General features: G+C 62.3%; 14 protein-coding genes. 7 read left to right on the top strand and 7 right to left on the bottom strand.

Features of this window, described 5'->3' with window-relative positions:
- Nucleotides 1-86 precede the first annotated feature (86 nt).
- Nucleotides 87-1,214, top strand: a complete 1,128-nt coding sequence (locus tag NW863_RS07450) for a peptidylprolyl isomerase (protein ID WP_414365597.1) — start codon at nucleotides 87-89, stop codon at nucleotides 1,212-1,214.
- A gap of 46 nt (nucleotides 1,215-1,260) precedes the next feature.
- Here NW863_RS07450 and NW863_RS07445 read toward each other — a convergent pair whose 3' ends face one another.
- From NW863_RS07445 to NW863_RS07430, 4 genes are all read right to left on the bottom strand, one after another.
- Entirely contained in the window at nucleotides 1,261-2,031 is a 771-nt protein-coding gene (locus tag NW863_RS07445) for an MlaE family lipid ABC transporter permease subunit (protein ID WP_414365599.1), read from the bottom strand.
- 16 nt (nucleotides 2,032-2,047) lie between these two features.
- Nucleotides 2,048-2,674 (bottom strand): GerMN domain-containing protein, encoded by a 627-nt coding sequence (locus NW863_RS07440; protein ID WP_414365596.1) that lies wholly within the window; start codon nucleotides 2,672-2,674, stop codon nucleotides 2,048-2,050.
- Between the two features lie 246 nt (nucleotides 2,675-2,920).
- Complete coding sequence (locus NW863_RS07435) at nucleotides 2,921-3,781, bottom strand: DUF2993 domain-containing protein (protein WP_414365595.1); 861 nt, start codon at nucleotides 3,779-3,781, stop codon at nucleotides 2,921-2,923.
- Between the two features lie 55 nt (nucleotides 3,782-3,836).
- A complete protein-coding gene (locus NW863_RS07430; RefSeq protein ID WP_414365594.1) occupies nucleotides 3,837-4,268 on the bottom strand; it encodes a hypothetical protein in 432 nt (143 codons plus the stop codon).
- Between the two features lie 555 nt (nucleotides 4,269-4,823).
- Here NW863_RS07430 and NW863_RS07425 point away from each other — a divergent pair.
- The gene (locus NW863_RS07425) at nucleotides 4,824-5,036 is read left to right on the top strand and encodes a hypothetical protein (protein WP_414365593.1); all 213 of its coding nucleotides are present in this window, start codon (nucleotides 4,824-4,826) and stop codon (nucleotides 5,034-5,036) included.
- 80 nt (nucleotides 5,037-5,116) lie between these two features.
- Nucleotides 5,117-6,637: a YcjF family protein gene (locus tag NW863_RS07420; protein WP_414365592.1), complete on the top strand. Its 1,521-nt coding sequence runs from the start codon at nucleotides 5,117-5,119 to the stop codon at nucleotides 6,635-6,637.
- Here NW863_RS07420 and NW863_RS07415 read toward each other — a convergent pair.
- Nucleotides 6,634-6,957, bottom strand: a complete 324-nt coding sequence (locus NW863_RS07415; protein ID WP_414365591.1) for a hypothetical protein — start codon at nucleotides 6,955-6,957, stop codon at nucleotides 6,634-6,636. The genes NW863_RS07420 and NW863_RS07415 overlap by 4 nt on opposite strands.
- Nucleotides 6,958-7,140: 183 nt before the next feature.
- On the opposite strand from NW863_RS07415, the gene rpsN reads away from it, so the two are divergent.
- The 4 genes from rpsN (at nucleotide 7,141) to NW863_RS07395 (ending at nucleotide 10,120) form a co-directional block, all read left to right on the top strand.
- Nucleotides 7,141-7,446 (top strand): 30S ribosomal protein S14, encoded by a 306-nt coding sequence (gene rpsN / locus NW863_RS07410; RefSeq protein ID WP_414365590.1) that lies wholly within the window; start codon nucleotides 7,141-7,143, stop codon nucleotides 7,444-7,446.
- Between the two features lie 251 nt (nucleotides 7,447-7,697).
- Nucleotides 7,698-8,330: a ribonuclease D gene (locus tag NW863_RS07405; protein WP_414365598.1), complete on the top strand. Its 633-nt coding sequence runs from the start codon at nucleotides 7,698-7,700 to the stop codon at nucleotides 8,328-8,330.
- A 99-nt stretch (nucleotides 8,331-8,429) separates the two neighbouring features.
- Nucleotides 8,430-9,290, top strand: coding sequence for an ABC transporter ATP-binding protein (locus tag NW863_RS07400; protein WP_414365589.1), 861 nt, complete (start codon nucleotides 8,430-8,432; stop codon nucleotides 9,288-9,290).
- 56 nt (nucleotides 9,291-9,346) lie between these two features.
- Nucleotides 9,347-10,120: an ABC transporter permease gene (locus NW863_RS07395; RefSeq protein ID WP_414338052.1), complete on the top strand. Its 774-nt coding sequence runs from the start codon at nucleotides 9,347-9,349 to the stop codon at nucleotides 10,118-10,120.
- Nucleotides 10,121-10,153: 33 nt separating this feature from the next.
- On the opposite strand, the gene ald is transcribed toward NW863_RS07395, so the two are convergent.
- Nucleotides 10,154-11,242, bottom strand: a complete 1,089-nt coding sequence (ald, locus tag NW863_RS07390) for an alanine dehydrogenase (protein ID WP_414334380.1) — start codon at nucleotides 11,240-11,242, stop codon at nucleotides 10,154-10,156.
- 176 nt (nucleotides 11,243-11,418) lie between these two features.
- Nucleotides 11,419-11,947: LptF/LptG family permease (locus NW863_RS07385; RefSeq protein WP_414365588.1), on the bottom strand; the 529-nt coding region annotated here is incomplete at its 5' end.

Raw genomic sequence — 11,947 nt, 5'->3', positions numbered from 1 at the left:
TTCTCTTCTCTTGCAGCAACGCTTGCCGCCAGCAACGGTAGAATGCCAGGCTGAGAGCAAAAGCAGTGTCGGCAACAGGTGAGGATATGGCGCAGCGTGCCCAGCAGGGATCCGCAGTTGGCAGCAATCGGTGGGAGTGGGGGAGAAAATCGCTCCGGCTTGTCTTAGCTGCGGTGTTGCTGTGGGTGGTTTGGCTGGGTGGGATCCCGGCCCTGGCGCTGCCGCAAGGGGATGCCATTACGGATCCGCGTACTCTCTTGCGGCGGGCGCTGCCCATCCAGGACAGCCGGATCTGGGAAATCGATGAGGCCATCACCAAAATTGAGAGCGACTTGAAGTACAACCGCTGGTCGGCGGTGCGGGGAGATGTGCGCCAGGTGGAGCGGCTTCTGGATCGCTACACGGATCCCCTCTTGGCGGAGTTGCCCCCTGAGCAGGCTGCTGCCGCCGCTCGAGAAGTTGCCACTCTACGCCAGGAGTTGCAACTCATTAGCCAAGCCACAGAGCGCAAATCCAAGGGCAAGGAAGAGGCCCGCGCCGCCTACGACCGCCTCATAGAGGAGCTGGGATCCCTGGAAAACCACTGGGTGGGGGCTTTTCCCTACGCGATCCCTGCCGAATACGCTGACAAGCCGCAGCTCCTGGGCCGGGCGGAAGTGGAGCTGAACACCACCGCTGGGCGGATGGTGATCACCCTCGATGGCTACAGTGCTCCAATAACTGCCGGCAACTTCGCCGACTTGGTGCAGCGGGGCTTCTACGATGGCCTGACCTTTGACCGGGTGGAGAACTTCTTCCTGGTGCAAGCGGGGGATCCCCCAGGCCCTGCCGACGGCTATGTGGATCCGGCCACCGGCAAGGTTCGCACCATCCCGATGGAGATCCGCGCCAAAGGCGAGGTCATGCCCCGCTACGGCCAGACCTTTGATCAACTGGGCCTGTGGGATGTAGAGCCGGCCCTGCCCTTTTCTGCTGAGGGAACGGTGGCCATGGCCCGCTATCCCGATGAGCCCAACAGCGCCTCTTCTCAGTTCTTCATCTTCATGGCCGAGCCGGATCTCACCCCTGCCGGCCTCAACCTCATGGATGGCCGCTATGCCGTATTCGGTTATGTTACCGAGGGCACCGAGGTGCTGCGCAAGATCAAGCTAGGGGATCAGATCCTGAGCGCCCGGCTGATCTCAGGCCAAGAAAATCTCAGGAATGGGGCGTAGGGATTCTGCATCACTATCTCCCCTGAACCGTTGCCCTTTTGAGTGGCTAGAAGGCGCGGCTGAGGGCGCTACCTGGGCCCTGAAACAACAGCCAGGACATGAGAAAGTTAGTGACAAACACCCCCAGCAACGCTGTCACCACAGCATCGGTAGTGGAGCGGCCCACCCCCTTGGCGCCGCCGCTGGTGGAAAGGCCCCAGTTGGAACCGACAATGGCGATCAGAACCCCGAACACCATCGCTTTCAAACAACAGACGAGCAAGTCCCAAGGGGTCAGGAGATTCTGAGCCGAGGTGAGAAACACCGTGGAAGAAATGTTGTAAGCCGAAGCGCAGATGATCATCCCCCCCACCAAACCCGTCAGCAGGGAGAGGATGGTGAGCACCGGCAGCATCAGCCCTGAAGCCACCACCCGCGGGATCACCAGGTAATCCACTGGATCGGTGCGCAACAACAGCAGAGCATCGATCTGCTCGGTGACTTTCATGGTGCCCAGCTCGGCGGCAAAGGCGGATCCCACCCGTCCGGCCAGGATCACCGCCGTCACCACCGGCGTCAGCTCGCGGGCCAGGGCAATGGCCAAAACCCCGCCGATGAGGGAAGAGGCCCCGAAATTGATGAACTCGCGTGCCAACTGAATGGTGAAAACGCCGCTGATCACCACCGCCGTGATCAAAACAATCAGCAGCGACTCCAGCCCCACTGTCGCCAGTTGCTCCAGGGTGTTGCGCCGATGAATACGGCCTTGCAGCAGGTGCAAGATCACCTGACCGGCCAGGAGAAAACTGCTGCCCACCCGCTGCAACCAGTTCATGATCTTTGTCTCAAGGGTTTCAAGAGGCTGATACGGCTGACGGCTCCGCCTCAGGTTCTGCCGGCAGCTGGAAGCTGGGGACAAACGAGGCCCGCGTCAAGGGTTGGTCGATAATTAGCCCTTCCCCCCCCAACACCTCGAGGGCGCGCCCCTCGACGGAGATCCACACCCGCGCGCCGGGGTTCTGGCTGGTGGCCGTGTAGAGCACCTGCGCAATCCGGCTCATCATCGCCGTGGATCCCCCCCCTTGCGTGAATTCAGAAGAGAAGTTGAGGAAAATATCGTCGCCTTCCACCCGCACATCCAGCAGCCGCGTCTGGGAGGGGATGGCGGTGGCGAGGCGGGGATCCCGGGGACCGGCAATCAGCTCCTCCAAGGCCAGGCGGATGGCCTCTTGGGCGTCGAAGGCGCGCAGGGAGCGCTCCTGCTGCACGTAGTAGATGGAATTGTCAGCACTGGTCAGCCAATACAGAGAAAGGGTTTGCCGCGGCCCGATGCTGTACCACCAAGCTCCCCCCATCACCCCTAACCCCAGCAAAAAGCCGAGGATCCCCAGTTGCAGAGCCGGGCCGCGCCGGGGGCGAGGACGCCGTCCTCCCAAGCGGACGGAGCCAAGCTGTGCAGTACGCCCTCCGTAGTGATCCATCGTTGCCATTCCCCTGTCTTGCCTAGCTCTAGGGTAGCGAAGAAAAGCCCACTCTGCCGGGGATCCCCAGGCTGGACAGGCCCAAAACTGGCACGGGAGCAGCCACAGGCAGCTTGAACCGGCCTCACCCTGAGCTCCAGCTTTACGCTAGCCAAAACCATTTGCAACAACCAAGGGGAGGCGCGGCTTCTCTTCCACCTGGACGAGGCCCGCTTCGAGAAGATTTGTCCGCGATGGGGATCCCTGCTAGGGAAGAGCGGCCCGCTGGGATCCCATCAGGGTCTCCAAGCTCTCGACCCGCACAAAGCCGATCACCTGCAACTGGTCAGACCCTATCTCCAAGCTGAGCACCCGCACCAGGATCCCCAGATCTTCTAATTCTTGCAGATCGAACACCTCGTTAAGGCCGCCCAAAAACGCTGCCGAGATCTCATCGGGAACCCGCACAGAGCCGATGACAAACTCCGGATCCTGAAGCTGCAAGCGGCGCCCCTCCTCCACCCGGATCCCGGCGTTGAACACCACATCAACCGTTCGCGTCAGCGGGACGGAGTCTTTTTGCTCACTGCCGCCTTCCTGCTCCACCAAGAGGGCAGAAAGTCGAAGGCGGTCAGGAGCCAAAAACTCGACCCGGGGTTGGCGCAGATCGAAGCGGCGGGGTTCGTCCCTACGCCCGCTAAAGGGCAGATCTGCTCGGATATCCTGAAACTGTCTCAGCACCTCTGGTGAGTTGAGGGCAGCATTCAAGTCTTCTTCCCGCACCACCACCCGCACCGCCGCCTGCAGAGGACGCTCCAGCCGCAGAGGAGCCCCGCGGAAAAAAGAGGGGTCAATGGCCACCGGATCTGTTTCCAGCTCCAGCAGCTCGATGCGCGGAAACGGAGCCCTGTAGAGCCCCCGCCCAGCAACCAACAACCGATCCGCCTGGCCACTCAAAAAACGATAGTTGGGGCGGCTTTGGATGCGCACCTCCAAAACCTCTACCCTATCGAGCTGAGCGAGCAAGAGCTGCTGAGCCGTCTGATCTGCGAGGTAGCCTGCCCCTCCTCCCAAGCCCGCCAGCAACCCCAACAAAGCCGCCAGGATCTCCATATTTGCCGCTGTCACCTCTCCCCCACCCAGGTTAGCAGGGGGGATCCCTGGCCCCCGTTAGGGATCCTGGCTAACGCAACACCTTAAGGGGGCTAGCCTCAATAGGGCGATTTCCCAGGAAAGTTTTGGCAATTTTCAGGCCATCCGCCATCACTGGCCGGTTGAGGGTTGGGTCATGGACAAATTTGACGCCGGAAGCCACCGTTGGGCGCCCCTCGCCCCAGGTATCCACGACTTTCAGGGTGGCGGCAGCAACTGGACGGCCATCGGCAAAGTAATCCACTACCTTCAGAGTCGAAGCTCCCACCGGGCGGTTGTCGATCTCGATCTTGCTGAACTTGACGGGGCTGGGGAACACCGGCGGGCCGGACTTTTCTCCCACCCCCTGGGCAGCCAGCGGGGCAGGATCGGCAGGCCGAGGAGCCAAATTTAGACCGTTGCCCTGTCCCGTAGAAGTTTCTTGCTCCGGCAGCGGGCTGGAAAGACCACTAGGAACGGCCATAGAAATCTCCTGAGTTCCAGAGAGTTATGGGGGAGAAGGAGCAACAAGACAGCCCTCCTGGGATCAGCTCAAAGAAGCTAGAGCCAGCGTCTGTAGATCCCGATGAGCCTCAACCTAAAGACATTCTAAACTACCCTTGGGCCTGGGATCCGCCGGTTACCACCAGGCTCTTTCTCCCAACTGCTGCTGAGGTGAGTTGGCCAAGTCTATGGCAGGGATCCCCCCATTGTCATTGGCGCTGGGCCAGGTGGGCCATGCCGGCTCTGTGGGCGTTGCTGCTCGTACCTGCCCCTGCAGCTTTGGCATCGCAGGTACCCCAGTTTGACCTCGTTGACACTCCCACCGCCTAAAGGTGAACCAACCCGTAAAGGCGCTGTCAAGACGCCTCTAGACAGTTCCTTGAGGCAAAGCCCCAAGGTTCTGCTGACTTTTCTGTTCACGTCAGCGGGACGGAGTCCTTGCAGATTGGCTGAGACGTTTTGCATTGATTGCCAAGGCTGAGGTTCTCCCTCTGCTCAAGAGGATGAGCAAGCCGGCTGGGCCTGTCTGTCCTTTTTGATCACAGGATCCCAGCGCACCGGCGAGGTGGCTGTGGAGTCGGAGCGGGGGGTGGCCGGTAAGGACTCCGTCCCGCTGACGCGAACAGCCTGGCAGTTGCGCCATCTGCAGGTGAAGGTGGATGGGGAGCCGCAGGCCATTCGGGTCATCGAGGGGGGATCCCGGTGTGAAGGGGAAGAGCCGCCCCTACAGCCTGAGGGCGAGATCTGAGTAGTCGGACAAGGGCAGCCACGGCTAGAGTCAAAAGGACTCCGTTCCGCTGAGGCGAATGGTTGTGGCCCTGGATCCCTATGCGATCGGTTCCCTATCTGCGCTTGCTGCTGCTGTTGGCGCTGCTGGCCTCATTCACGGGCTTGATTGTCTGGCTGATCCAATCGTTTTTGGATCTGTACTACGCCACCCGCTACCACCCGATTTTGGGGGGGGTGTTGATCGGGGTGCTGGTGTTGCTGCTGCTGGTGTTTTTGGCCGCTTCCATCTACTACTTGTTTCTGTTCCGCCCCGCCCCTAAAACCGAGAGGCTTCCCAGGCCGGCCCCCCCGGAGACCCCTGCCGAGAAGTGGGAGGCAGCCCGGCGCAACCTGGCGCAACTAGAAGCTCAGATGGCGCAGATCCAGGATCAGGTGGCGCGGGCAGCGCTGGCGGAGCGGTCAGCTCGGCTGGCCCAACAGTTGGCCCGGCCCCAACTGAAGGTGGTGGTCTTCGGCACCGGATCGGCGGGCAAAACCTCGCTGGTGAACGCGCTGCTGGGGCGGCGGGTGGGGGCGGTGGGGGCAACGCTGGGCACCACGCAGACGGTGGCGGTTTACGATTGGGACTTGCCCGCGATCCCCCACCCGGTGCAGATCGTGGACTGCCCGGGCATTTTGGAGATCGGGCCGGCAGGGGCGATGCGGGAAGAGGAGGCGCAGGCGCAGGCCCAGGCCGCCGAGCTGCTGTTGGTGGTGGTGGATGGGGATCTGCGCCAGTCGGAGGTGGATCCCTTGCGCCGGTTGATCGCCCTGGGCAAGCGGGCTCTGCTGGTGCTCAACAAAATCGACCGTTACACCTCGGAAGAACGGCAGCTCCTCTTGCAGCGCCTGCGGGAACGGGTTTACCCCCTGATCCAACCGGAAGATGTGCTGCTGGCTGCTGCTGACCCGGCCCCCGTGCGGCTGGGATCCCAAACCTGGCAACCGGAGCCCGAGGTGGCAGCGGTGCGGGATCGCGTCCAGGCGGTGCTCTACGCCGAAGGGGGATCCCTGGCCTTGGACAATGCCCTGCTGCAATCGCAGCAGTTGGGGGAAGAGGCCAAGCGGATCATCCAGGCGCAGTTGCGCCGCCAGGCGGAGGAGGTGATCGATCGCTTTCAGTGGATCGTGACCGGCGTCGTGTTTGTCAACCCCATCCCGGCGCTGGATCTGCTGGCTATTGCCGCCATCAACGCCCAGATGGTGGTGGAGCTGGGATCCCTCTACGGCTGCCAGATGAACCTGCAGCAGGGGCGGGAACTGGCCCTGTCCCTGGCCAAGACCCTGGCTGGCCTGGGTCTGGTGGAAGGGGCGATCCAACTGACCACCGGGCTCCTGGCTACGGTGGCTGAGGTGAGCGTGGTCGGTTTTTTGGCGACAGCCCCCATCCAGGCGGCCAGCGCCGGCTATCTCACCCGCATTGCCGGCAAAAGCTTCATCGAGTATTTCCAGCGCAACCAAAGCTGGGGGGAAGGGGGGATGCAGGCGGTGGTCAGGGCCCAGGTGGAGAGCACCCAAAAATCGGGCTGGCTCAAGGAGTTTGTCCGCCAGGCCTCAGAACGGGTTTTTCGCCTGCGCTAGTCCCTGTTGGCGGCCTCGACAGCAATATCCGTCGGCAGGAAGGTCAGCTCCATCTGCGCCACATAGTCGGCGTAGCTCAGGGCGGGCACATCATCCCATTCCGCCAGGCCATGCATGCACTTCGACCATTGAATAAAAGTGGCCGGATAGATATAGGCCAAGCTGGGATCCTGCAAAACCTCTTTGGGCAGCGGCGGAGCCGACTTGAGCACCGCCAACAAAGCCGGGGGCTTGTGGAGGATCACGCGGGTGGCCTCGATCTGCTCTGGGGAAACCTTGAACTTGGCGGCGACCAACGAGATCACTTTGGAAAGGGTCATCACCCACCACCAACCTTGCCTACAGAAAGAGATTGCCCCCAAGCCGAGGGGCTGGCCTCAGGGATCCTACGGAGCCCAAGCAAGGGGAGCAGCGAGGATGGCCGGCTCTGGGATCCCCTTGCCTGAGGGGAGGGCTTCTCGCTATTCTAGATGAGCTGAAAAATTGGGAGAAACAGGTGAGCCGTGGCTAAAAAGAGCATGATCGAGCGGGAGAAAAAGCGCCAGCGCTTGGTCGAAAAATATCGGGAGAAGCGCCAACAACTAAAGGCGGCCATGGCCGATCCCAACATCGACCAGGTCACCCGCATGGAGCTGCATGCTCAACTGCAAAAACTCCCTCGAGCCAGCTCGCCCACCCGCCTGCGCAACCGCTGCTGGAAAACCGGGCGTCCCCGCGGCTATTTCCGGGATTTTGGGCTCTGCCGCAACAGCTTGCGGGAAATGGCCCACCGCGGCCTGCTGCCGGGCGTGGTGAAAGCAAGCTGGTAGAGCCAAGCTTGCCAGCCGCTGATTACAACCCTTCCTTCAGGGGTGGCTTTGGGCTAAACTGAACGCGGAGCGTTGCGAGCGAAAACCGGCCTGCTGGCTGTCTCAGTCGAGGGGAGAGTACCTCCTGTCTCTGAGGGGGATGAGGCTTGCTCAGGGCTAGCTGGCCAGCAGCGCTTGTTGAGATGTCAACAACTCTTGTCTTCAGGTGAGGGAAGTATCTCAGCGGGGCGGCTGCTCCCGCCAAGTGAGGGATCCTTGTGGAGCCTTTCCAGATCTGCGACGAAGATCTCACCCCCGAAGTGGCAGAGGCGCTAGCCGGGGAAACCCTCCTGGCCGTGGACACCGAAACGATGGGCTTGATCCCGCAGCGGGACAGGCTCTGCGTCGTGCAAATGGCCAATGCTGCCGGCGAGGTGGTGCTGCTGCGGCTCAGCCGTGGCGTGAAGCAGGCCCCCCGTTTGGCGCGGCTGCTGACGGATCCCAACATCGAAAAGATCTTCCACTACGCCCGTTTTGACCTGGCCATGCTGCGCTACCACCTGGGGATCCAGGCCTGGCCGGTCTTTTGCACCAAGGTAGCCAGCAAGCTGGCCCGCACCTACACCAGTAAGCACAGCCTTAAAGACGTGGTGAGCGAGCTGTGCGGGGTGGAGCTAAACAAAGCCGCCCAAAGCTCCGACTGGGGAGCTGTCCAGTCCCTCTCGCCGGAGCAGTTGGCTTATGCGGCCAACGATGTCCGCTATTTGATCCCGGTGCGCCACAAGTTGGCCCAGATGTTACAGCGGGAGGAGCGCTGGGAGCTGGCGCAGCGCTGTTTTCAACACCTGCCCACCTTGGTGGAGCTGGATCTGCTGGGATATAGCAACGTCTTCGAGCACCAGTAGGCGGCAGCCCCGAAGAACCGGCCTTGCTGCTGGACGACAGAGTATTGGGCAGTACAGTTGGTTGCTCTCCTCTCTGGTGTAATGGGAAGGAGGCTGGCCGTGAAAACCACCGGAGTTGAGTCGATGTTGGAGTCGCAGCAGGTGGCCCAGAGCGGTGTCTCTCTTGGGCTCTTGGACAAGCCTATCCTGGAGCTGCGCCACGTCTCCCTGCAGTACCCCGGCAAGGGATCCCCGGTCACGATCATCCGCGACCTCAGCTTTTCGGTGGCCCACTCGGAGTTTGTCTCGATTGTGGGGCCGAGCGGCTGCGGCAAGACGTCTCTTTTGAAGATGATAGCCGGCCTCAACACCAACCACGGCGGCACCCTTTACTTTCGGTTGCAGCCCGTCACCGGCCCCCTCAAGAGGGTGGGCATGGCCTTCCAAAATCCGGTGCTGCTGCCCTGGCGCACTACCTTACAGAATGTGTTGCTGCCTCTGGAAGTGGTAGAGCCCTACAAGCGCACCTTCCGGCAAAACCTGGCTCAGCACAAAAAGTCGGCGCTGGAGCTGTTGGCCGCCGTGGGCTTGGATGGTTTCCAAAAAGCCTATCCTTGGCAGCTTTCCGGGGGGATGCGGCAGCGGGTTGCCCTCTGTCGAGCTTTGATCCACCAGCCGGAGCTGTTGTTGCTGGATGAGCCCTTTGCCGCCCTGGATGCCTTCACCCGCGAGGAGATGTGGGAAATGTTGCAGCGGCTGTGGCTGCGCAACGGCTGCACGGTTATTCTCATCACTCACGATCTGCGGGAGGCAGTTTTCCTCTCCGATACCATTTATGTCATGGGGTCGCGGCCTAGCGAGATTGTCTTTACCCTCAAGGTGGATCTGCCCCGCCCGCGCCCGTTGGAGATCTGCCTGACGGACGAGTTTCACCACTTGGTTGCGGAAGTGCGCAAGCACATAAGGACTCCGTCCCGCTGACGCGAACGGCGCAGCAGCTAACCAAAGTTTTCTCGATAGATCGCCGCGCAACCCTGATGAAAAACTCCTTTGACCGATTTCTCCAGACGAAAGCGGCCTCGCTGCTCCTGCCGGTGGTCACCCTGCTGCTGACCCTTGGCCTTTGGGAGGCAGGGGTGCGGCTGTTGCAGGTTCCCCGCTTTGTTTTGCCTGCGCCCAGCGCAATCTGGCAGTCGATGCAGGAGTGGGACGAGGTGATCCTGGGGCACTCGCTGTTTACCCTCAGCTCAACCCTGCTGGCTTTTGGGCTGGCTTTGGTGGGCGGGATCTTGCTGGGATCCCTTATCGGCAGCTCCCGCCTGGCCCATCTGTGTCTGTACCCACTGCTGGTGGGGTTTAATACCATCCCCAAGGTGGCCCTGGTGCCGCTGCTGGCGATTTGGTTTGGCCTGGGCATGATCCCGGCGGTGATTACAGCTTTTTTGCTGGCCTTTTTCCCCATTGCCGTGAATGTGGCGGTGGGCCTGGAGACGGTGGAGCCAGAAATGCGCGATGTGCTGCGCTCCCTGGGGGCCAGCGGTTGGGAAATCTTCCTCAAGGTGGGGCTTCCCCACAGCTTGCCCTATCTGTTTGCCTCGCTGAAGGTGGCCATTTCGCTGGCCTTTGTTGGCGCGGTGATCGCGGAGACGGTGGCCTCTAACCGCGGGCTGGGCTACCTGATTGTGTCCGCCAGCTCTTCTTTTGATGTGCCCTTGGCCTTTGCCGGCTTGGTTGCCCTCGGCCTCATGGGTGTTCTGCTCTACTCTTTTTTCGCCGCTCTGGAGCGCTACCTCTTGGCCTGGCGGCAGTAGCGGAAGGGATCCCGACGGGAAAGCTGGCCCAAGCTAGCTCAAGTCGGGAAAGGTGGCCCGCACCGCCGGGTGGATGAGCTTTCCGCCCCGGATGTTGAGCCCCTTGGCCAGGCCCGGATCCTGCTCCAGGGCGGCGCTCAAGCCAAGGTTGGCCAACTTGAGGACGTAGGGGAGGGTGGCGTTGACCAGCGCCTGGGTCGAAGTCCAGGGGACGGCCCCCGGCATGTTGGGAACCCCGTAGTGCAAGACTCCGTGGGCTTCGTAAACCGGCTGGGCATGGGTGGTGACCTTGGTGGTGGCGATGCACCCCCCCTGATCCACGGCCACATCCACGATCAAAGAGCGGGGCCGCATCTGGGCCACCAGCTCTTCCTTCACCAAAACCGGGGCGCGGCTGCCCGGCACCAACACTGCTCCCACCACCAGGTCGGCCTCGCGGACGCACTCCTCGATGCTCTGGGCGGTGCTGTAGAGCAGCTCCACCCGCGACCCGAAGATCAGCTCCAGCTCGTTGAGGCGCTGCAGGTTGATGTCCAGAATCTGCACCCGCGCCCCCAGCCCGACGGCCATCTTGGCCGCCTCCGTACCCACCGTGCCCCCGCCCAGGATCACCACCCGCCCCGGCGGCACCCCTGGGATCCCGCCCAGCAACACGCCTCGCCCCCCCTGCTGACGGGTGAGGTAGTGGGCGCCAAATTGCACCGACAGCCGCCCGGCAATCATGCTCATGGGCATCAAGAGGGGCAGGGATCCGTCGGGCAGCTCCACCGTCTCGTAGGCCAGGCAGGTGGCCCCCGAACGCAGCAGGGCCTGGGTCAGCTCGCGGCTGGCCGCCAGGTGCAAGTAGGTAAACAGGATGAGATCCGGATGGAGCAAGGGATACTCGGCGGGCAGGGGCTCTTTGACCTTCACCACCAACTGCTGCCGGTAGATCTCCTCCGGCGTGGCGGCCAGCTTGGCCCCCGCTTTTTGGTAGTCTTCGTCGCTAAAGCCCGCCCCCTGGCCGGCTTGGGTCTCCACCCACACCTGGTGCCCCTGCTCAGTCAAGGCCCGCACCGCCGCCGGCGTCAGGCCGACGCGAAACTCCTGCTCTTTGATCTCTTTGGGCACGCCAATGCGCATAGGGATCCCCACAGGGCTGTTCTCCAGTCTAGACAGACCGGCGCTGGGATGGGATCCCTGGCCTGCGCAGACCGGCCAAAATCCCTACCTTTTCCCTGCAAGGGAACGGAAATTCTGTTGAGGGGATCCGGTGGATCCCTGGCTAGGTTGGGGGTTGCTCCGCCCGGAAGGGATCCCTAGCGCAGGAAGCGGGCCAACAGCAGCAGGCCAAGGCTGCCAAAGAGGAGGTTGAAGCTCCAGGCTGCTGCCCAGGGGGGAAGGGCTCCTGCTTCTCCCAAGCTGCGAGATACGCTCAGCACCACGTAGTAGGCAAACACCAACAGGATCCCGAAGACGACGCCGCCATAGCGGCCCACACGGCGAGCGGTGCTGGATCCCAGGGGAAGGGAAATCAGCACGGCAAAAAAGCTGGCCAGGGGCAGGGAAAAGCGCATGTGGAACTCGGTGCGCAAGGGCTGGGTATTGAGGTTGGAGCGGGCCAGGCGGGAGATGCGCTCCGCCAGCTCCGGTAGGCTGAGCTCGTTGGGGGGAACTGGCGGCTGCAACAGGGCGGCCAGATCTTGGGAGACCGCCAGCGGCTTGCGGTCGAAGGGCTCTTCGGCCAGGCTGAGGCCATCGGGGCCGTAGCGGTGGGTCACTCCTTCGCTGAGGGTCCAGTCCAGGCCATTCCACACCGCCTGGGCCGCCAGCGTCACTTCCGCCAAC

This window comes from Synechococcus sp. B60.1 (genome assembly GCF_047462555.1).
Classification (GTDB): domain Bacteria; phylum Cyanobacteriota; class Cyanobacteriia; order Thermostichales; family Thermostichaceae; genus Thermostichus.
This window is presented reverse-complemented; position numbering and strand designations above follow the sequence as displayed.

Excerpts from the sequence above, each read along its gene's own strand:
- NW863_RS07450 (WP_414365597.1), top strand. The coding sequence starts at position 87 with ATGGCGCAGCGTGCCCAGCAGGGATCCGCAGTTGGCAGCAATCGGTGG.
- NW863_RS07440 (WP_414365596.1), bottom strand. The coding sequence starts at position 2,674 with ATGGATCACTACGGAGGGCGTACTGCACAGCTTGGCTCCGTCCGCTTG.
- NW863_RS07430 (WP_414365594.1), bottom strand. The coding sequence starts at position 4,268 with ATGGCCGTTCCTAGTGGTCTTTCCAGCCCGCTGCCGGAGCAAGAAACT.
- NW863_RS07420 (WP_414365592.1), top strand. The coding sequence starts at position 5,117 with ATGCGATCGGTTCCCTATCTGCGCTTGCTGCTGCTGTTGGCGCTGCTG.
- NW863_RS07415 (WP_414365591.1), bottom strand. The coding sequence starts at position 6,957 with ATGACCCTTTCCAAAGTGATCTCGTTGGTCGCCGCCAAGTTCAAGGTT.
- NW863_RS07395 (WP_414338052.1), top strand. The coding sequence starts at position 9,347 with ATGAAAAACTCCTTTGACCGATTTCTCCAGACGAAAGCGGCCTCGCTG.
- ald (WP_414334380.1), bottom strand. The coding sequence starts at position 11,242 with ATGCGCATTGGCGTGCCCAAAGAGATCAAAGAGCAGGAGTTTCGCGTC.